We start from the raw sequence: 20,767 nt of genomic DNA, 5'->3' as shown, positions 1-20,767 counted from the left end.
CGATGCGATCCATGCAACAGCAAGACGCGCTCACCGTTTCGGCGCGGCAACACTTATGATATGCCCATTCAGCTATGTCGCCTCTCCGGTAGATTTGTCTGAATCATTAATCTTAATGTGCGCCCGATCGGGGACAATACCGGGTCGGCCTTGGGCCTCGTAGCGAGCGGATTTGGATTACCGATGCAGACAACGGTCCACGCAGACAGATGGGATCGCTGGCGCCTGCCTTTACTGGTGGTTGCCGTGTTCCTGATCGTGGTGGTGCCGTCCTTGCTGCTGCAGCAGATGGCGCGTAGCGCCAATCAGGCCGCGCGCTGGGTCTCGCACAGCCAGGACGTGCAGGAAACCGCCCAGCGCCTGGAATCTGCGATGCGCGATACCGAATCGGCGGCGCTGATGCGTTCGCACGGGGTAGAGCGCCCGGCGTTGCTGGAACGCATGCGTCGCGGCCGGCGCGAGTCGCTGGCCGCAGTGGAGCGGTTGATCGTCCTGACCAAGGACAACCCGCCGCAGCAGGTGCGCCTGGGGCGTATCCAGAGCACGATCGAGCGTCGCTTGCAGCTTGCCGAGCGCATCGCATCGACGACCGCACCGGATGAGATCCGGGCGCTGATCGAAGACATGACCGCGAACAACCCGATTCGCTCGCTGATCGACGATTTGCAAACGGCCGAGGGTTACTTGCTGGATCTGCGCAACCGGCGGGCCGAGACCGACCGCGGGCATTACGTGGTGTTGAGTTGGGCGGCGCTGGTGGTGCAGCTGCTGTTGCTGGGCACGGTGACCTGGTTGCTGCAGCGGCAGATCCGGCGACGCCTGGCGGCCGAACAGGAATACCTGCGCGCCAACGGCCGTGCGTCCTCGGTGCTGCAGACGGTGCGCGAGCCGATCGTGTTGCTGGATGCGCAGCAGCGCATTCTGCTGCACAACCCGGCCTTTGCCGAGCTGTATGGACTGGAAGAGCAGGGCAATGAAGCGATGCCCCTGGAAGAGGTGGGTGAGGGCGTGTGGCGCGATCCGCAGATCCATCAGCGGCTGGCCGACGTGTTGCTGCGCGACCGCGAATTGTGGGATTTCGAGCACGAGCAGCGCGCCGCCGATGGCGTATTGCGCACCATGTTGATCAACGCCCGCCGCATGCCGTTGCCGGACACCAGCGACGAAGACGTGGTGCTGATGACCGTCAGCGACATCAGCCTGCAGAAAGCCTCGCAACTGCGCATCCAGGAGCTCAACCGGCAGATGGAAGGCAAGATGGAGCAGGTGTCGGAAGTCAACCGCGAGCTGGAAGCCTTCAGCTATTCGGTCTCGCACGACCTGCGCGCGCCATTGCGTCACGTGGCCGGGTTCTCCGACAAGCTGGCGCGTCATCTGGGCGATGCGGCCGACGAGAAGTCGCGCCACTACATGGAAGTGATCAGCAGTTCGGCGCGGCGCATGGCCTCGCTGATCGACGACCTGCTGGTGTATTCGCGCCTGGGCCGCAGTGCGCTGCGTCTGCAGGCGGTGGACATGCAGTCGCTGGTCGCCGAAACACGCGCGATTCTGGATTCCAGTGTGCAGAGCGAAAATACCGGCCACCGTGTGGACTGGAATATCGCGCCGCTGCCGGTGCTGGTGGCAGACGAAAACATGATGCGCCAGCTATGGATGAACCTGCTGGGCAATGCAGTCAAGTACAGCGCCAAGCGCGAAGTGGCCAGGATCGAGGTCGCCTATACACCCATGGCCGACGGCGGCCATCAGTTCAGCGTGCGCGACAACGGCGCAGGCTTCGACATGGAATACAGCGCCAAGTTGTTCGGTGTGTTCCAGCGCCTGCACAAGGCCAGCGAATACCCCGGCACCGGTATCGGTCTGGCCAGCGTGCGACGCGTGCTGACGCGTCACGGCGGCCGGGTCTGGGCCGAAAGCGTGGTCGATGAAGGTGCTACTTTTTATTTTGTGCTTCCCCCTGCGCATGAAGCGCCCAACCAAGAGCTCACCGTATGACCGCCATCCGTACCATTCTTCTGGCAGAAGACAGCCCGGCCGATGCGGAGATGGCGGTCGACGCCCTGCGCGAAGCCCGTCTGGCCAATCCCATCGTGCACGTCGAAGACGGCGTGGAAACCATGGACTATCTGCTGCGTCGTGGCATGTTTGCCGACCGCGAGGAAGGCTTGCCGGCCGTGTTGCTGCTGGATATCAAGATGCCGCGCCTGGACGGGCTGGAAGTGCTCAAGCAGGTGCGCAGCGATGAGGCGCTCAAGCGCTTGCCGGTGGTGATCCTGTCGTCCTCACGCGAAGAGAGCGACCTGGCTCGTAGCTGGGACCTGGGCGTGAACGCCTATGTGGTCAAGCCGGTGGACGTGGATCAGTTCTTCAACGCAGTCAAGACGCTCGGTACGTTCTGGGCGGTCATCAATCAGGCACCGGAGCTGGACTGAATCATGCCGCATGAGGGTGGCAAGCTGGAGCAGCTGAAGATCCTTCTGGTGGAAGATTCACCGGAAGACGCCGAGCTGTTGTCCGATCAGTTGCTGGAGGCCGGCATCGATGCGTCCTTCGAGCGCGTGGACAGCGAGCCGTCGCTGCGCGCGGCGCTGGATCAGTTTCAGCCGGACATCGTGCTGTCGGATCTGAGCATGCCCGGGTTCTCTGGCCACCAGGCGCTGCGTCTGGTGCGGCAGGGCGGCGCCACGCCCTTCATCTTCGTCTCCGGCACCATGGGCGAGGAGACGGCGGTCAAGGCGCTGCAGGACGGCGCCAACGATTACATCATCAAGCACAACCCGACCCGCCTGCCGAGCGCGGTGATCCGCGCGATCCGCGAAGCGCGTGCGGACCTGGAACGCCAGCGTGTGGAGAGCGAGTTGATGCGCGCGCAGCGGCTGGAAAGCCTGGCGATGCTGGCGGCCGGTTTGAGCCATGACCTGCGCAACATCCTGCAGCCGTTGCTGATCGTGCCCGACCTGCTGGCCGGACGCACCGACGACCCGCAGCTGCGTCAGCTGGCCAACGTGGTGGCCGAGTGCGGCCGACGTGGGCACGAGATGGCCGAGTCGATGCTGTCGTTCGTGCGCGGCTCCAACAAACCGCGCGAGCAGGTGTCCATCGCCAATCTGTTCCAGGGCGTGCAGATGCTGCTCAAGAGCAGCCTGCCCGATGGCGTGCGGTTGCAGATGGACACGATCACTGCGGATCTGACCATCGAAGCCAACCACACCGAATTGCAGCAGTGCCTGCTCAACCTTGGCTTGAATGCGATCCAGGCGATGCCGGCGGGCGGAACGCTGGTCCTGTCGGCCGATCGCTACGACGAGGCGCGCGTGCGCATGAGCGTGGCCGACACCGGCGTGGGGATGAGCGATGAAACGCGCGCGCGCCTGTTCAGTCCCTTTTTCACCACCAAGGCCGATGGCACCGGCCTGGGGCTGATCTCGTGCAAGCGCATCGTGGAAAGCTATGGCGGCAGCATCCTGGTCGATAGCCGGCTGGGGGAGGGCACGCGCTTTGACATGATCGTGCCGATGCGCGGGGCCGTGGTTGCCGTCGCCGACGCCGAGCCGCCGCTGGCGCTGGGCCATGGGCAGCGCATCCTGCTGGTGGATGGCGAGGCCACGCGCCTGTCGTTGCTGGGCAATGCGTTGTCCAGTCAGGGCTATCAGCCACAGCTGGCGACCGACGGCGCCGCTGCCCTGCAACTGGTGCAGCAGCACGCCATGCCGGATCTGGTGATCATCGACAGCGACATCATCCTGCTCTCGGCGGTCAGCGTGTTGTTGAGCATGCAGGAGCTTGGCTATCAAGGCCCGGCAATCGTGCTCGAAGATGTTGGCGCGCCGCTGCAACGCGTGCATTTTCCGGCGGACATCCCGGTGCACGTGCTGCGCAAGCCGCTGGAGATGCGCCGTGTGTTCCGTGCCGTATCGCATGCGCTCGAAGTGGCCTGACCGTCTGGTTCCGGTGTGTTGCCAGCGCACTGCTGCAAGCGCAGCGCGCTGGCGACGGTTGACGTTGGTGCCGGCCGCATGCGCGAATAACGCATGACCACCGTGCTTCTCAGCCTGGGCAGCAACGTCCAGCCGACCCATTACCTGCGCTTGGCCGTCGATGCCTTACGCGCGCGCTTTGGCCCGCTGCGTGTCTCCCCGGCGTATCGCACGCCGGCGGTGGGCTTCGACGGGCCGGACTTCGTCAATAACGCGGTGGTGCTGGAGAGCGATCTGGGCCTGCACGCGCTCGATCATTGGCTGCATGCGTTGGAAGACGCGCACGGCCGCGACCGCAGCGGCCCGCGTTTCAGCGACCGCACCCTGGACGTGGATGTGGTGTTCTTCGGCGATTGCATCGTCGAAGGGCCGGGCCACCTGCGTATTCCGCGACCCGAGCTCAAGCACGCATTCGTGTTGAAGCCGCTGGCCGATATCGCGCCCGACTTCGTCGACCCGCTGAGCGGCCAGACGCTGGCCACGCTATGGCAGGCGCACCCGCACTACGGCGACGCGTTTGCCACGGTGGAGCTGGATGCGGACCCTGCAGCGGCGGTGGTGGCGCGTTAGCGCGGCGGTGCGGTGCGGCCAGTGCCTGGCCGCTAGGACCGCTAGGACATTCACGAGCAGCCCTTGGATGGATGAGGACGGCGACGGCGCGGCCAAGGCCATGCTGGCCGATGCCGTCGTCGCGTTGGATGCCGCGCAGCGGTGCCGGCCGTCCGCAGTTGGTGGCGTTTGGCGTGGTCGCGTGCCGCTCAACTGAGCTGGCGGCCACCGTCCACATGCAAGGTGTGGCCGGTGACGAAGCTGGCCTCGTCCAGCAGCCAACGCACCGCTTCGGCAATTTCTTCCGGCGTGCCGATACGTGCCAGCGGCGTGCGTGCGAGCAACGCCTGTTTTGCGTCCGATGCTTTGCCTTGTTCCGGCCACAGAATCGCGCCGGGCGCGACCGCGTTGACCCGGACCTGCGGTGCCAGTTCCAGTGCGAGCGAGCGGGTCAGCATTTCCAGCGCGCTCTTGGAGGCGCCGTACAGCGGGTGATCGCGCATCGGTTGCTGTGCATGCAGATCGGTGAGGTTGACGATGGCGCCGTGGTGCAGGCGCAACTGCGCGGCAGCGGCCTGGGCGATGAAGAACGGCGCGCGTGCGTTGACTGCGAACAGCTCGTCCCACTGCGCTGCAGTCGCTTCGCCCAGCGCGGTGGGATAGAACGCCGAGGCATTGTTGACCACCCCATCCAGGCGGCCGAACGACGCGATGCAGGCATCGACCAATTGCGCTGGTGCTTCGGGCAAGCGCAGATCGGCGTGCAAGGCCAGCGCGCTGCCCGCACGCTGCGCACACAGCGCGGCCACGCGCGCGTCGAGCGCTTCGCCGGAGCGATGCGCATGCAGGGCAAGCCGATAACCGGCCGCGTGCAGCGTGGTGGCGATCTGCGCGCCGATACGGCGGCCTGCGCCGGTGATCAACACCACCTTGGAACTGTCTGTCATGGCGTACTCGCTCGGCGTTGCAAAGGGCTCGGCTATCCTGTGCATTGTCCTCGCAACCGGTGCCCGCATGCACGCCGACCTCCCCACTCCCGATCCGGATGCACTGGCGCACAGCGATCGCCTGGCTGCGCATGTGCGCGCCGAAATCGCCGCTGCCGGTGGTGCGATTCCGTTCTCCCGTTTCATGGAGCTGGCGCTGTATGCGCCGGGCCTGGGCTATTACAGCGCCGGGTCCAGCAAGTTCGGCGAGGCTGGTGATTTCGTCACCGCACCGGAGCTGGGCCCCTTGTTCGCGGCCACCGTGTCCGGCGCGCTGGCGCCGGTGCTGCAGCAGCTCGGCCCGCAGGCGCGCGTGCTGGAAGTGGGCGGCGGCAGCGGCGCATTTGCCGAAGTCACGCTCAAGCGCCTGCTCGAACTGGATGCGCTACCCGAGCGCTACGCGATCCTGGAACCCAGTGCGGATCTGCGCGAACGGCAGCGCGAGCGGCTGGGACGCACGTTGATCCCACCGGTGTTCGATCTGGTCGAATGGCTGGATGGTCCGTTCCCCGACGATTGGGACGGGGTGCTGTTCGCCAACGAAGTGATCGACGCCTTGCCCACGCCGCGCTTCGCGCTGCGCGATGGCGAGGTGTATGAGGAAACCGTGGTGCTGGATGCGCAGCAGCACTTTGCGCGTGGCGAGCAGCCGGCCGATGCATTGCTGGGTGCGGCGGTACGGCATCTGGAGCGGTATCTGGAGCAGCCGTTCGCCGATGGGTATCGCTCCGAGCTGCTGCCGCAGCTACCGTACTGGATCCAGGCGGTGGCCGGTGGCCTGAAGCGCGGTGCGATGCTGTTCGTCGATTACGGCTACCCGCGTGGCGAGTTCTATCGTGCGCAGCGCGAGGACGGCACCTTGCGGGCGTTCTACCGCCATCGCATGCACGAAGATCTATATCGCTGGCCCGGCCTGCAGGATCTGACCGCGTCGGTGGACTTCACCGCGCTGGCCGAGGCCGGCACCGGGGCCGGTTTCGAGTTGGCGGGTTACTGCACGCAGGCGAGTTTCCTGCTCGGTAATGGCCTGGACACGCTGTTGGCGCGGGCCGATACGCGCACCGATGAAGTGGGGCGCATGCGGCTGCGTGAGCAGATCAAGCGGCTGACACTGCCCAGCGAAATGGGCGAGCGCTTCCAGGTGATGGGCTTTGCCCGCGATGTGGATTTTTCGCCGGCATTTCTGCTGGGCGATCTCACATGGCGGCTGTGACCCCGCCGCTGCGCCCGTTCCATCGGCCGCGACTGTGGGTGGGGTTGTGGATCGCAGCGATCGTCGTGGTGATTGCGGTCTGCCTGGGGCCGCCGCCGGAGTTCCCGGAGCTGCCGTCCAATAGTGACAAGGGCGAGCACTTCCTCACCTTCGCGTTGCTGTGCTGGGGCGCGGTGCAATTGTTCGCCACGCGCCGCGCGCTGCTGCTTGCGGCGTTCGGATTGGTGCTGTTGGGCATCGGCATCGAGATTGCGCAAGGCGCGTTCACCACCAATCGCAGCGCCGACCCGTTCGATGCGCTGGCCGATACGCTGGGCATCCTGGCCGGGTTGTGTCTGGCCAGGACGCGGCTGCGCTTTGTGATGCTGCGGATGGATCAGCGCCTGTTCGCGCGGCGATGAGTGCACCGTGCTCGCGTGCCTGGCGTGGGTGCCCGGACGCGTTGAGCCAGATCAATACCGGTAAGCGGCCTGCGGTGTGGCCGCAGCAGTGACGTGGCGACGATCGGCGGACCGTCGCCACCAGACTCACCGCATTATTGGTGAGCTGTCGCCATGCCACAGCGAGTGCCTGTGGCGCAGTCGGCGGGCACGCGGACGTTGCCGCGTGCGAGCGATTCGGTCAACCGATCTGATCGCGCCGCGTCACAGCTTCATGTTCAGACCGATGTAGAGCTGACGCCCGGCCGCTGGCGAAAACATCGGTTGCGCCTGTGACCAGAAGAAGCTGTCGTACCAGACATAGGCGTACTCGCGGCCGGTGGCGTTGCGAACCTGCAGGTCCACGCTCCAGGCCGGGTTGATGGTGTATCTGGCAGTGAGGTCCAGCGTTGCAAAACCGCCGTATTTGCCGGCTACGTTGCGCTCTTCCAGATAGTAATCGCCCTGGGCGCGTCCCTGCAGGCCCAGTTGCAGGGCATCGGTTGCGCGGTAGTCCACGCCGATGTTGCTGATGTAGCGCGGCGTTGCGGCAACTTCGTTGCCTTGCAGCGACACACTGGCATCGCGGTCGTCGCGGGCGATCTTGGCTTCCTGGTAGGCATGCGACGCCCACAGCGTCCACTTGTCGCCCAGCTGCGCGCTGATCTGCGCGTCCACGCCGCGACGGCGGGTCTTGCCCAGGGTGACGGTGGTGCCGGTGGCCGGCATGTTGGAGACCTCGTTTGCCGCATCCTGCTGCCACACCGCGATGCGTGCCTGGCTGCCCGCAAACGGGCTGAATTTCATGCCTAGCTCCATGCCGGTGTTGGTGGACGGGCGCACGTCGGCCTGGCCGGCGGTGAGATAGGCCGGGGCGGTGGAGCCGGTCAGCACCTGGAAGGTGCGGCCCCAGTTGGCATAGAGGTTGGTCGTTGGATTAAACGCGTAGACCAGGCTGAGCTTGGGTTGCTCGATGGTGCCGTAGCGCTGCAGTGGTGCGCGCACGCCGCCCGGCAACTGAGTGTCGCCGTCGAAGCGATCCACGCGGTAGGCCGGGACGATCTTCAGCGCCTCGATCGGCTGGTAGATCGCCTGCACGTAGGCGCCCCAGTTGTCGAAGGTATGGCGGTCGTCGTTCTGGATGCGTGCCGGCGTGGCGTTGAAGTTGGTGGGCTCGGCGTAGCTGAAGCGCTCGCGTCGGTAGGCGTTGTCCTGATGCTCGTAGTTGACGCCGCCTTCCAGGGTGAGCGTGTCGCTGCTGCGCCAGGTCAACGTGTTGAGCATGCCGACCTGCGACTCGTCCCACATCCGGCGCTGGCGCGGCGCATTGCCGGTGGGCAGGTCGCTGAAGGTCACCCGGCGGTCGTCCTCGTAGCTGTTGTAGTACAGCTTGGTGCCCAGGAACAGGCCTTCGGCCAGCTTCAGGTCCATGTGTACGCCGAGCTGGCGCATGTCGCGGTCGTCGCCATCGTTGCGATTGCGCAGGTCCGAGGCGCGGCGGTCTGCCCGCATCTCCGCTGCGGTCATAAAGCCGGGTTCATCGGCCTGGTTGTGGTACACGCGTGCGGTCAGGCCGATGCGCATGCCGTCATCGAGATTGCCGTAGAACCACTTGCCGCCCAACGAATACTTGCTGGAGGTATCGTGGTCGCGATAGCCGTCCGACGCCTGGACGCCGACGAAGTAGTTCTGCGCAAAGCCATCGCGTTCGCGCCCCACGGCGAGCTGTGCATCGCGGGTATTGAAGCTGCCGTAGGTCAGGCGGGCGTCGGTGTAGTTGCCGCCCTGGCGGGTGCCGAAGTTGATGTTTCCGCCGATGTTGTGCAGCCCGTAACGCGGGTCGTTGGTGCCGCGCACCACTTCGATGTAGCTGATTTCCAGCGGAAACAGCATGTCGATGAAACGCTGGTTGCCGCTATTGACGTTGCTGGGAATGCCGTCGATCAGGGTCTTGATCGCATTGAGATAGCCCTCGCCGTTGAAGGCGCGGAAGCTGACCTTGCCGGACTCGGCGCCCTGGCGGGTCTCGGTGAGCTGGATGCCCGGCATCTGTCCGAGCAGTTCCCAGCTGTAGGAGACGTTCTTGTCTGCGATCTGGTCGGCGCCGAGCACATCCACCGAGGTCAATACCTGGTGTGCGGTGAGCTGGCCTTCGCCATGCTGGTGAACATCGACCTTGCCGAGCGTCAGCGCCGAATCCGACGATTGTGCGCGCGCTTCGGGGGCAAGCAGAACGGCGACGACAGCCGCCGCAAGAATGTGGGTTTTCATGGATCGGACAGCACCAATGCGAAGTGACGAGGCTGACCGGCGTGTATGTGTCAGCGTGTGCAATATTATAACATAAATGGATGGTGATGGTTCAGGCGTCCCCGCCTCTTGCCCGAGCATTGCCTGGACGCAATGGCGCTGCAGCACACCGCATCGCACCAAGGAGCAGCCGGTGGCTGGATCTGGTTCGCGCTTGCTGGCAGACGTCGCGTGGGTGGCGCGATCAGGCGCGCTCGGGGCACCCCGGGCGGGGGAGATGCCGCCGCCGCAGAACATGCTGATTCGTTCCTGCCGCCGCCGCGCCGCCGGCCATTGCGTGCGGTGTGTCTGTCGCCGCGCTCAACCGGGCATGCGCACCGGGCGTTCGCGCAACCACTTGGTCGCCACCCACTTTTCGCCGGCCAGGACCGGCGCGCCGGCATGCAGGCTACGCGTCATCGGATGCGGGCGGTCGTAGCTGAAGAACACCGCATTGCCTCTGACTGCGGCCACGTCCAGATGCGCGTCGGGAAAGCGCGTGGCGCCACCGCGTTCGGGCGTGTTGAGGTACATCACCAGCGATGCGACGCGCTGGCCGCCGGCCTGCAACAACACCGGCGTGCCTGCAGCAGCAGGGTCGAAGTAATCGTAGTGCGGTTGATATTCGGCACCGGTGGCATAGCGCAGCACTTGCAGCCCTTCGCCGTGATCGACCGGCCAGTCGAGCAGGCGTGCGATGCGTGCTTCGATACGCGCACACAGTGCGTCCTGGCCGAGTTGCAGGCACATGCTGTCGCTGGTGCGTGCGGCATGCACGATCTGCGCGCCATTGCGATGATCCACCGTGCGCGAACGCGCCAGCCGTGGTTGCGCCAGCGCGATGAGTGCATCGCATTCGGCATCGGACAGGAAGCCACCGAGCACGACCACGCGTGGCAGCAACAGGCTGACCAGCACATGCACCTGGCGATCGCCAAGGTCCAGCAGCGAAGCGTCGTTGTCCTGCAGAAGTGCGGGCACGCGCACCGGCAGTGGCAGCGCGTGCGTGCGCGCATGTTGCTGGATGTGCTCGCGCAGCAACGCTTCGACCGCGTCGATGGCGTCCTGCTCGTTCCAGCCTTGCTCCAGCAGCGGCTGCAATGCCTGCTCGGGCGCTTGGCCGGCCAGCGCCTGGGCGATGATCCAGTCGCCCAGGGGGGCGGGGATGGGGTGGGAAGTCATGCCGCTACAGTCGTGTCGGTGTGTGGCAGTAATGTGTCAATTATGTCGCCGTAAGACAAATGCAACAGACGACCTCTATAAAAGCGGCGGGGATCTTGAACGTGCTCGCCACTGCAGTGAGCGGAACGCAACCATTCTTGACGACTCCTCTTCATACCGGACCTTTCTTGACCTGGAGATCAGCCGCATGTCCGTTCGCAACAGCAGTAAGACACTTCTTATGACTTTCGGTACCGCGCTGGCGTTGTCGGCCTGCGGTGGTGGCGCCGACCGTGTCGCCTCGCCGGGCGAGGGCGCCTTCCCGCCGGCACCCGCGCCGACGCCAACGCCCGCGCCGACGCCGGCACCCACACCGGCCCCTTCACCGACCGGCCCGGCTGCGGATTGCCCGACTGGTTTCTCCAACGTCGGCACCATTGCCAACAACAGCTTGCGTGCCTGCCAGTTGCCGGAAACCATCAACGGCAATCTGGTGGTCCCGGCGCGCGCCGGCACCGCATATTCGATCAGCGGCCGCGTCAACGTCGGTACCGATCGCGGCGGCAACGCCACCGCGCCGGCAGCCGGCAGCACGCAGGGCGTGCTGACCATCGAACCGGGCACGACCTTGTACGGCTCGTCGGGCAGCGACTACATCGTGGTCAATCGTGGCTCGCAACTCTTTGCCGAAGGCAGCGCGACCGCACCGATCGTGTTCACCGCGCGTCAGGCGCTGGAGGGGCAGGTCAGCGCCAACACCATCGGTCTTTGGGGCGGCATCGTGGTATTGGGCCGTGCGGCCATCAACAACTGCCCGGGCACCACGGTTTCCGGTACGCCGGAATGCCAGGCGCAGGTCGAAGGCACCAACGCGTTCTACGGCGGCAACAGCGCCACCGACAACAGCGGTTCCATGCGCTATCTGCGCGTGATGTACTCGGGCTTTGAAATTTCGCCCAACAACGAGCTGCAGGGCATCACCCTTGCCGGCGTGGGCAGCGGCACCAAGCTGGACTACGTGCAGATCCACAACAGCTCCGACGACGGTATCGAATGGTTCGGCGGTACGGTCAACGGTAGCCACGTGGTCATCACCGGCGCCGACGACGATTCGCTCGACACCGATGCCGGTTGGAGCGGCGCATTGCAGTTCGGCATCGTGGTGCAGCGCGCCGGTGGCGGCGACCGCATGAACGAGTGGAGCAGCCTGCGTCGCCAGCCGTACTCGCGTCCGAAGGTGGCCAACTTCACCTACGTGGGCAATGCACGCGCCGGTGCGGCGATCATGCTCAACCAGGGCACCCAGGCCGCGTTCTACAACTCGGTATTCACCCGCCCGGCCGGTGGCACCGGTGATGGCCTGGTGTGCTTCAACCTGGCCGATACCGACACGCTCGGGACGTTCAACTCGGTGTTCTTCGCCTGCCCGACCGCCTTCGGCAGCGATGCACGTGCGGCCACCCAGTTTGCGGCCGGCACCAACAACGTCGCCAACGGGGTGTCCACGCTGCAGAGCACCTTCATCAACGGCGCCAACGAAACCGCCGTACCGGCCTTCCAGGGCTTGAACGGGGTGAGCAGCTTCTTCCAGCAGGTGAATTACATCGGTGGCGTGCGTGATGCCAACGATACCTGGTGGCAGGGTTGGACCTGCGGCCTGACCGCCGATCGTCCCTGCTGAGGCATAGCATCACGCGGCGGCCTGATGGTCGCCGCGTGATGCGTCCAGCTTCATCTTTCTGTTGCCAGGGCTCCCACGATGCGAACCTCTGCCGTCGCCCGTCTCTCGCGGACGGGCCTGTCTCTTTCCATTTCCACCTTGTTGTTCTCCGGTGTTGCGTTGGCGCAATCGACCACCACCGATGCCGGCGCTACCGGCAACACCAGCACGCCCAAGCAGCTTGACCAGGTCGTGGTGCGTGGCGACTACATTCCCGAACCGATGCTGCAGACTTCCGAGGTGGCGTCATTCGTCACCCGCGAAGACATGGAGCGCACCGGCGACAGCAGCGCTGCGGTGGCGTTGACGCGCGTGACCGGCTTGAGCCTGTCGCGCGGCAAGTATGTGTATGTGCGCGGCCTGGGCGAACGCTATTCGTCGGCGTTGTTCAACGGCTCGCCGTTGCCCAGTCCCGAGCCGATGCAACGCGTGGTGCCGCTGGATCTGTTTCCCAGCGATGTGCTGGCCAGCGTGACCGTGCAAAAAACCTATTCGGCCGATTATCCGGGCGAATTCGGCGGCGGCGTGATCGATCTGCAATCGATGACGGTGCCCGACAAGGCGTTTCTGTCACTGACCGTCGGGGGCGGCGCCAACAGCGTCAGCACCGGCGAAAAGGGCCTGACCTATTACGGTTCCGGCGATGACGAGTGGGGCTTTGACGACGGTGCACGCAAGCAGCCCGCCGCGTTGCGCGATGCGATCCAGAGTGGCCGCCGTGTCGATCTGGGCAGTTTCTCGCGCGAGGACATCCGCAACATCGGGCGTAGCTTGAACAACGCCAATCTGTACGTGCTGCAGGAAAAGGACAGCATCGATCCTGACGTCAATGTGGGCGGCAGCGCCGGTTACAGCATGGACGTGGGCGAGGCCAAGCTGGGCATCATTGCCGTTGCCGGTTACGACAACGAATGGCGTACGCGTACCGGCAAGCAGCAGGACGGCATCTTTGTCGGTGATACGGTCGAATACAATTCCGACTACGACTTCGCTACCACCCGCAACAACGTGCGCACCAATGGCATGTTGGGCCTGGGCTGGGAGTACGGGCGGCACAAGATCGGCTGGACCACCTTGTATGTGCACGATGCCCTGAAGGTTGCGCGCAGTCGTGCAGGGCGCGACGAGCTGGCCGGGTTCGATGTGCGCGACGACAACACCGAGTGGTACGAGCGTCAGCTGATCAACAACCAGTTGCGGGGCACCCACGCCTTCGGCGAATACGACGACCTCAAGATCGAATGGCGCGCGGCAGTGGCCAATGCCAGCCGCGATGTGCCGTACGAAACCGGTATCCGTTACGAGCGGCTGGATGGCTACTGGGCGCACGATGCCTCGCGCGTGCAGAACTACACGCGCTTCAGCAAGGTCGACGACAAGGTGGCCAGCGGCGGCGTGGACGTGACCTGGCGCTTGCCGATCGAGCACGACTTCACCGTCAAGGGCGGTCTGGCTTATCTGGATAACGACCGTAGCGCGTGGAGCCGCGAATTCCGCTTCCTGGCACTGGATGGCCCGTTGCCGTTCTACAACCAGTTCCAGCGCGTGGATTACCTGATCTCCGACTACAACATCAGTAACGATCTGCTGCGCCTGCGCGAGACCACCGGCAGCTTCGGTGCGGCTGCATACGACGCAACCTTGAAGGTCAAGGCTGCGTATCTGCAGGCCGAAGGCGAGATCGTGCCGACCCTGCGTGCCACCGTTGGCGTGCGTTACGAAGATGCCACCCAGGCGGTGCATCCGTACGACATCTTCAGCGGAACGCGTCAGGACAGCGTGGCGCCGCTGGAAAACAGCTATGCGCTGCCGTCGGCGACGGTGACCTGGAATTTCGCCGAGAACCAGCAGCTGCGCTTTGGTGCGTCCAAGACCATCGCGCGTCCGCAGTTCCGCGAAATGGCCCCGCAGCAGTACATGGACCCGGATATCGACCGCCAGTTCTTCGGCAACCCGTTCCTGGTCGATAGCGAGCTGGTCAATCTGGATGCGCGTTACGAATGGTTCTTCGAGCCTGGCGAATACGTCACTGTCGGTGCGTTCTACAAGGATATCGACAAGCCGATCGAAGCCATCGTCAACGATGCACCGGGCGGCGGCATCGTGCAGAGCTTCATCAATGCACCCAAGGCCAATCTGTACGGCATCGAGCTGGAAGCCAAGAAGTATGTGGATCTGCCGATCGCGGCGAACTGGTGGGGCGACAACCGCGTGTTCGTGTCCGGCAACTACACGCGCACCAAGTCCAAGGTGAGCGCCAGCGCCAGCGATACCGTGCAGCCGTTCGGCTTCAGCGCGCCGGTGCAGGCAAACCTGTTCATCCGCGACGGGTCTGCCTTGCAGGGCCAGTCCGATGACATCGCCAACCTGCAGATCGGCGTGGAAAGCGAGAGCACCCACAGCCAGGCGACGTTGATTGCCAACTATGTCGGCGAGCGGGTCTCGGCACGTGGCCGTCCGGGTCAGCCGGACTACATCGACAAGCCGGGGACGTCGCTGGATCTGGTGATCAAGAAGGGCCTGGTGTGGTCGGGCGATACGCTGTCGGTGAACTTCGCCGCCCGCAATCTGCTCAAGACCAAGTACCAGGAATATCAGAGCCAGGGTGGCAACCGGGTGGATCTGTATCAGTACCAGCCCGGCATCACCTATGACATCAGTGTGACAGCACGCTTCTGATCCAGCAGGCGCGGAGATGAGCGCAAACGCCCGCCGTGCCTCGCATGGCGGGCGTTTGCGTTTCAAGTGACCCAGCCGTGTGTCAGGTTGTGTCATCAGTTTCTTCTGGCTGACACATTGCTGCCGCATTCTGTCATCCGACCGCAATCCTGATGACGGATGTCCGCCTTGCAGCGCCTTTCGCCCACCTTCAACACCATTCTGTCGGCGCGTGGCGTGCGCGCTGCGGTGGTGTGGGTGATGGTCGCCTTGCTGGCAGTGCAGTGCCTGCGCCTGCTGTGGTTGCTGATCACGCCGATCGGGCCCGTGGGCACCGCACAGCTTGCCGCAGATGCCGATGCCGACCTGTCTGCATTGCGCCGCGATGTGTTCTTTCGCCGCGTTGGCGATGGCAACAGTGAGGGCATCGTCCTGCATGGCGTGCGCGCCGGCGGTACCCAGGCGGCAGCATTTCTCAGCCATGGTGATGGCCGGCAGGGCGCGTACCGCGTCGGTGACGGCGTCTTGCCTGGTGTGGTGGTGCAGGCGATCGCCGCCGACCACGTGCTGCTGCGGACCGGTGCCGGCGTGCAGCGTCTGGCATTGGCCGAGGTCGTCGCCACGGGGACTGCAGCAACGCCATCACCCAGCGCGACCATCACGTCAACCACGGCTGCGCCTGCAGCGGTATCCAATGTCGGCGCCGCCGCTGCTCCTGCCGGAGCGACTGCCGTGGACCCGCAGCAACTGCTGACCAGCGCCGGCCTGCGTGCCAGCGAGGACGGCAGTGGCTTCACCGTCATGCCGCGTGGCGATGGCGCATTGCTGCGCCAGGCCGGCCTGGCGCCGGGCGATGTGCTGACCCAGATCAACGGCCGCACGCTCGATGCCGAGCATCTGCGCGAGCTGCAGGACGAACTGCGCGGCGGCCAGGCGGCCACGCTCACCTATCGCCGCGATGGCCAGACCCACACCATGACCTTGAAGCGCCCGCAATGATCGCTGTTCGCCCGCTCTGGCTGCTTTCGGCCACCTTGTTGCTGGTGCTGCCCGCCGTGCCGATGACGGCGCTGCAGGCTGCCGACGCGCCCGCCGTGCGCATGCAGGACGTTGACCTGCGCGCCTTCATCCAGGATGTCTCGCGCGCCACCGGCATCACCTTCATCGTGGACACGCGCGTGCAGGGCACGGTCAATGTGGCACGCGCGCAGGCGATGAGCGAAGCGGACCTGCTCGGCATGCTGCTGGCGGTGCTGCGTGCCAATGGCCTGATCGCAGTGTCCAGCGGGCCGTCGACGTATCGCATCATTCCCGACGACACTGCCGCGCAGCAGCCGGGCAGTGCGGCCAGCGGCAACCTCGGCTTTGCCACCCAGGTGTTCACGCTGCAACGCGTGGATGCGCGCAGTGCTGCCGAAATCCTCAAGCCGCTGGTAGGACGCGGCGGCGTCATCATGGCGATGCCGCAAGGCAACAGCCTGTTGATTGCCGACTACGCCGACAACCTGCGCCGCATCCGTGGCCTGGTGGCGCAGATCGATACCGACCGTGCGGCGATCGACACGCTGACCCTGCGCAACAGTTCTGCGCAGGAGCTGGCACGTACCCTGACCTCGTTGTTCGGTCAGGCCGGCGAGCGCAGCGCAGTGTTGTCGATCCTGCCGGTGGAAAGCAGCAATTCGTTGATCGTGCGCGGCGATCCGGCACTGGTGCAGCGCGTGGTGCGCACTGCGGTGGATCTGGACGGGCGCGCCGAACGGCGTGGCGATGTCAGCGTGGTGCGTCTGCAACACGCCAGCGCCGAGCAATTGCTCCCGGTGCTGCAGCAACTGGTCGGGCAGACGCCAGGCAACGACGCGCAGCCTGGGCAGGAGACACGATCGAACGCGGTGGATGTGGCGGCCGCTGCCGGCGTTGCGCAGACGCAGGTGATCGCACCGGCGGCCGGCAAGCGCCCGGTGATCGTGCGGTATCCCGGCTCCAATGCCTTGATCATCAATGCCGATCCTGAAACCCAGCGCGCCTTGATGGATGTGATCCGCCAGCTGGACGTGCATCGCGAGCAGGTGCTGGTGGAAGCGATCGTGGTGGAGATCTCCGACACCGCCGCCAAGCGCCTGGGCGTGCAGCTGCTGCTGGCTGGCCGCAATGGCACGGTGCCGTTGATCGCCACGCAGTACAGCGGCGCAGCGCCGGGCATCGTGCCGCTGGCTGCGGCCGCTGCCGGCACGCGCAGCAATAACGGCGAAGACGATTCGGTGCTGGAACAGGCGCGCAATGTCGCCGCGCAATCGCTGCTGGGGTTGAGTGGCGGCCTGATCGGCCTGGCCGGGCAAAGCAACGATGCGGTGTTCGGCATGATCATCGATGCGGTCAAGAGCGATACCGGCTCCAACCTGTTGTCGACCCCGTCGATCATGACCCTGGACAACGAGCAGGCACGCATCCTGGTGGGCCAGGAGGTGCCGATCACCACCGGCGAAGTGCTGGGCGCGGCCAACGACAACCCGTTCCGCACCATCCAGCGGCAGGACGTGGGCGTGGAACTGGAAGTGCGCCCGCAGATCAATACCGCCGGCGGCATCACCCTGGCGATCAAGCAGGAAGTCTCGGCCATCGCCGGGCCGGTCAGCACGCAGTCCTCGGAACTGGTGTTCAACAAGCGCCAGATCGAAACACGCGTGGTGGTGGAAAACGGTGCCATCGTCGCGCTGGGCGGCCTGCTCGATCAGAACGATCGCCAGACCGTGGAGAAAGTGCCGTTGCTCGGCGACGTGCCGGGTCTGGGCGCGCTGTTCCGGCACAAGTCGCGCAACCGCGACAAGACCAACCTGATGGTGTTCATCCGCCCGACCATCATCCGCGATGCGGCCGATGCGCAGCGCATGACCGCACCGCGCTACACCTATCTGCGCGATCGCCAGCTGGCCGATGGCGACCCGGAAGCCGCGCTCGATGCGCTGGTACGCGACTATCTGCGTGCGCAGCCGCCGCAGCTGCCGGCCGGACCCGCGTCGGTTGCGCCAGCACCGACACCGGCAACAGCACCTGCGCCCGGCGCGCGTCCATCGCAGCGCTGATGCCATGAGCAGCGTGCGCACCAGCATTTCCTATGCATTCGCCAAGCGTCACGGCGTGGTGCTGCTCGGCAGCGATAGCGCCGCGCAGATCGGCCTGCGCGAAGGCGGCGATGTGCAGGCCTTGATCGAGCTGCGGCGTGCGCTGGGCATGCCGCTGCAGGTGCGCACCCTGGCCCCGTCGGTGTTCGACCGGCATGTGTCGGAGATCTATGCCGATGCCGGCCTGGAGCAGGGCGTGCAGGTCGAAGCGCTGGATCTGCACGGCAGCCTGGATTCGTTGATCGACGATATCCCCACCGCCGACCTGCTCGACAGCCAGGACGATGCGCCGATCATCCGCCTGATCAACGGCATCATCGCCGAGGCCGCGCGCCTGGGCGCTTCGGACGTGCATCTGGAATCCTACGAATCGCACCTGCGCGTACGGTTGCGCGTGGATGGCGTGATGCGCGAGGCGGCCACCTTGCCCGGACGCATCGCGCCGCTGCTGGTGTCGCGCGTCAAGGTGATGGCGCGCCTGGACATCGCCGAAAAACGCATTCCGCAAGATGGCCGTGTGTCATTGGTGATGGGCGCCAAGGCACTGGATGTGCGCGTGTCCACGCTGCCGACCCGCAGCAGCGAGCGGGTGGTGCTGCGTATTCTCGACAAGGAGCAGGGCACGCTGTCATTGACGCAGTTGGGCATGCCGGCTGCGGTGATGCACACGGTGCAGCGCGCCTTGCAGGTGCCCAACGGCATCGTGCTGGTGACCGGCCCGACCGGCTCGGGCAAGACCACCACGCTGTATGCGGCGCTGAGCCTGCTCAACGATGGCTCGCGCAATATCCTCACGGTGGAAGACCCGGTGGAATACGCCATCGACGGCGTCGGCCAGACCCAGGTCAATGCGCGTGTCGGCATGACGTTTGCGGCCGGCTTGCGCGCCATCCTGCGGCAGGACCCGGACGTGGTGATGATCGGCGAGATCCGCGACACCGAGACCGCGCAGATCGCCGTGCAGGCCAGCCTCACCGGTCATCTGGTGCTGTCCACCGTGCACACCAACGATGCGGTGGGTGCGGTCACGCGCTTGCGCGACATGGGCATCGAGCCGTTTCTGCTTGCATCGAGTCTGCGCTTGATCCTGGCGCAGCGCCTGGTGCGGCGCCTGTGCCCGCACTGCCGCACGCCGCGCCCGCTGGATGCGTCGGCGCGACAGATGCTCGCTGTCGATGATGATGCAGTTGGCGTTGCGACGCTCTACAGCGCGGTGGGGTGCAGCGCCTGCCATCACAGCGGCTATGCCGGGCGGGTGGGCATCTACGAAGCCATCGCGGTGGACGATGCGATGCGTCGGCTGATCGGCGACAACGCCGACGAAGAGGCACTGGCCGCAACGGCGTTCGCACGCGCAGAGCGGCTGGGCGATGCCGCGTGCGCCGCCGTGCTGCAAGGTCTGACCACGCTGGAAGAAGCGCTGCGCGTGACCCGTCAGCAGGATCAGGCCGATGCCGCGGTTTGACTACACCGTGCTCGACCTGCATGGGCAGAGCCGCCAGGGCGTGATCAGCGCCGACAGCGTGCAGGGTGCGCGTGCGCAGCTGGAGCGGCGGCAGTGGCTGCCGGTGCGCGTCGAAGCGGCTGCGGCGGTCGCCACGACGACGGCGCGGCCGGCGCGCTTCAGCGGTAAGGATCTGGTGCTGTTCACCCGCCAGCTCGCCACGTTGGTGGAGACCGCACCGCTGGAAGAGGCATTGCGCACCATCGGGACGCAGTCCGAACGCCGTGGCGTGCGTCGGGTCACCAGCCAGACGCATGGGTTGGTGGTCGAAGGCTTTCGTCTGTCCGATGCGATGGCACGCCAGGGCAACGCGTTCCCCCCGCTGTATCGGGCGATGGTGGCCGCAGGCGAAAGTGCCGGCGCCCTGCCGCAGGTGCTGGAACGCCTGGCCGACCTGCTCGAACGGCAAGCCCAGGTGCGCAGCAAGCTGCAATCCGCCCTGGTCTATCCGGCCGCATTGGCCTTGACGGCCGGTGCGGTGGTCATCGTGCTGATGACCTTCGTGGTGCCCAAGGTGGTGGACCAGTTCGATTCGATGGGGCGCGCACTGCCCTGGCTGACGCGTGCGGTGATCGGGGTGTCGAATTTCCTGCTGCATGCGGGCATCCCGCTGCTGCTTGCGTTGGTCGTTGCGGTGATTGCAGCGCTGCGCCTGCTCAAGCGTCCCGCATTGCGATTGGCGGCCGATCGCCTGCTCTTGCGCGCGCCCTTGCTCGGCCGGCTGATCCGCGACCTGCATGCCGCACGCATGGCACGCACCTTGGCGATCATGGTCAACAGCGGCTTGCCGCTGATGGAAGGCCTGATGATCGCCGCACGCACCGTGGACAACCGCGCGCTGCGCCTGGCCACCGACAGCATGGTCACCGCCATCCGCGAAGGCGGCAGCCTGGCGGCGGCGATGAAGCGTGCCGGTGTGTTCCCGCCAACGCTGCTGTACATGGCCTCCAGCGGCGAAAACAGTGGGCGCCTGGCGCCGATGCTGGAACGCGCCGCCGATTATCTGGAGCGCGAGTTCGAGTCGTTCACCACTGCGGCGATGAGCCTGCTGGAGCCGGTCATCATCGTGCTGCTGGGCGGCGTGGTGGCGGTGATCGTGCTGTCGATCCTGCTGCCCATCCTGCAATTCAACACTCTTGCGCTTGGTTGAGCGCAGCCGCCCATCTTCGGAG

General features: G+C 65.5%; 16 protein-coding genes. 13 read left to right on the top strand and 3 right to left on the bottom strand.

The window, feature by feature from the left end; genetic code table 11:
• The first annotated feature begins 183 nt into the window (after positions 1-183).
• From GGR61_RS11655 to GGR61_RS21140, 5 genes are all read left to right on the top strand, one after another.
• Complete coding sequence (locus tag GGR61_RS11655) at positions 184-1,995, top strand: ATP-binding protein (RefSeq protein WP_184621470.1); 1,812 nt, start codon at positions 184-186, stop codon at positions 1,993-1,995.
• Positions 1,992-2,432 carry a response regulator gene (locus GGR61_RS11650; protein ID WP_184407732.1) on the top strand — a complete coding sequence of 147 codons (441 nt, stop codon included), beginning with the start codon at positions 1,992-1,994 and terminating at the stop codon, positions 2,430-2,432. The genes GGR61_RS11655 and GGR61_RS11650 overlap by 4 nt, the downstream gene beginning before the upstream one ends.
• Positions 2,433-2,435: 3 nt before the next feature.
• The gene (locus tag GGR61_RS11645) at positions 2,436-3,938 is read left to right on the top strand and encodes a hybrid sensor histidine kinase/response regulator (RefSeq protein ID WP_184621469.1); all 1,503 of its coding nucleotides are present in this window, start codon (positions 2,436-2,438) and stop codon (positions 3,936-3,938) included.
• Positions 3,939-4,031: 93 nt separating this feature from the next.
• Positions 4,032-4,547, top strand: a complete 516-nt coding sequence (gene folK / locus GGR61_RS11640) for a 2-amino-4-hydroxy-6-hydroxymethyldihydropteridine diphosphokinase (RefSeq protein WP_184621467.1) — start codon at positions 4,032-4,034, stop codon at positions 4,545-4,547.
• 67 nt (positions 4,548-4,614) lie between these two features.
• A complete protein-coding gene (locus GGR61_RS21140) occupies positions 4,615-4,743 on the top strand; it encodes a hypothetical protein (RefSeq protein WP_260287590.1) in 129 nt (42 codons plus the stop codon).
• Here the strand turns inward: GGR61_RS21140 and GGR61_RS11635 are convergent.
• Positions 4,736-5,473 carry a pteridine reductase gene (locus GGR61_RS11635; RefSeq protein WP_184407729.1) on the bottom strand — a complete coding sequence of 246 codons (738 nt, stop codon included), beginning with the start codon at positions 5,471-5,473 and terminating at the stop codon, positions 4,736-4,738. The two genes, GGR61_RS21140 and GGR61_RS11635, sit on opposite strands and share 8 nt — an antisense overlap.
• On the opposite strand from GGR61_RS11635, the gene GGR61_RS11630 reads away from it, so the two are divergent.
• Positions 5,472-6,725, top strand: a complete 1,254-nt coding sequence (locus GGR61_RS11630; protein WP_184621466.1) for an SAM-dependent methyltransferase — start codon at positions 5,472-5,474, stop codon at positions 6,723-6,725. The two genes, GGR61_RS11635 and GGR61_RS11630, sit on opposite strands and share 2 nt — an antisense overlap.
• A complete protein-coding gene (locus tag GGR61_RS11625; RefSeq protein WP_184621465.1) occupies positions 6,713-7,126 on the top strand; it encodes a VanZ family protein in 414 nt (137 codons plus the stop codon). Before GGR61_RS11630 ends, GGR61_RS11625 begins: the two co-directional genes overlap by 13 nt.
• A 243-nt stretch (positions 7,127-7,369) precedes the next feature.
• On the opposite strand, the gene GGR61_RS11620 is transcribed toward GGR61_RS11625, so the two are convergent.
• Both GGR61_RS11620 and GGR61_RS11615 read right to left on the bottom strand, forming a co-directional pair.
• Positions 7,370-9,415 carry a TonB-dependent receptor gene (locus GGR61_RS11620; RefSeq protein ID WP_184621464.1) on the bottom strand — a complete coding sequence of 682 codons (2,046 nt, stop codon included), beginning with the start codon at positions 9,413-9,415 and terminating at the stop codon, positions 7,370-7,372.
• A gap of 339 nt (positions 9,416-9,754) precedes the next feature.
• Complete coding sequence (locus GGR61_RS11615) at positions 9,755-10,615, bottom strand: 2OG-Fe(II) oxygenase (RefSeq protein WP_184621463.1); 861 nt, start codon at positions 10,613-10,615, stop codon at positions 9,755-9,757.
• A 187-nt stretch (positions 10,616-10,802) separates the two neighbouring features.
• On the opposite strand from GGR61_RS11615, the gene GGR61_RS11610 reads away from it, so the two are divergent.
• The 6 genes from GGR61_RS11610 (at position 10,803) to gspF (ending at position 20,745) form a co-directional block, all read left to right on the top strand.
• Positions 10,803-12,275 carry a hypothetical protein gene (locus GGR61_RS11610; RefSeq protein WP_184407724.1) on the top strand — a complete coding sequence of 491 codons (1,473 nt, stop codon included), beginning with the start codon at positions 10,803-10,805 and terminating at the stop codon, positions 12,273-12,275.
• Between the two features lie 78 nt (positions 12,276-12,353).
• Positions 12,354-14,993 (top strand): TonB-dependent receptor, encoded by a 2,640-nt coding sequence (locus tag GGR61_RS11605; protein WP_184407723.1) that lies wholly within the window; start codon positions 12,354-12,356, stop codon positions 14,991-14,993.
• Positions 14,994-15,152: 159 nt separating this feature from the next.
• Positions 15,153-15,971, top strand: a complete 819-nt coding sequence (locus tag GGR61_RS11600; RefSeq protein WP_184621462.1) for a type II secretion system protein N — start codon at positions 15,153-15,155, stop codon at positions 15,969-15,971.
• Entirely contained in the window at positions 15,968-18,052 is a 2,085-nt protein-coding gene (gene gspD / locus GGR61_RS11595) for a type II secretion system secretin GspD (protein WP_184621461.1), read from the top strand. Before GGR61_RS11600 ends, gspD begins: the two co-directional genes overlap by 4 nt.
• Before the next feature lie 4 nt (positions 18,053-18,056).
• The gene (gene gspE / locus GGR61_RS11590; protein WP_260287583.1) at positions 18,057-19,556 is read left to right on the top strand and encodes a type II secretion system ATPase GspE; all 1,500 of its coding nucleotides are present in this window, start codon (positions 18,057-18,059) and stop codon (positions 19,554-19,556) included.
• Positions 19,543-20,745 carry a type II secretion system inner membrane protein GspF gene (gene gspF, locus GGR61_RS11585; protein WP_184407719.1) on the top strand — a complete coding sequence of 401 codons (1,203 nt, stop codon included), beginning with the start codon at positions 19,543-19,545 and terminating at the stop codon, positions 20,743-20,745. Before gspE ends, gspF begins: the two co-directional genes overlap by 14 nt.
• Positions 20,746-20,767: the final 22 nt, after the last annotated feature.

This window comes from Xanthomonas sp. 3058 (genome assembly GCF_014199765.1).
GTDB classification, from domain to species: Bacteria; Pseudomonadota; Gammaproteobacteria; order Xanthomonadales; family Xanthomonadaceae; genus Xanthomonas; species Xanthomonas campestris_B.
The sequence above is the reverse complement of the archived record's forward strand: the minus strand, read 5'-3'. Positions and strand labels throughout refer to the sequence as shown.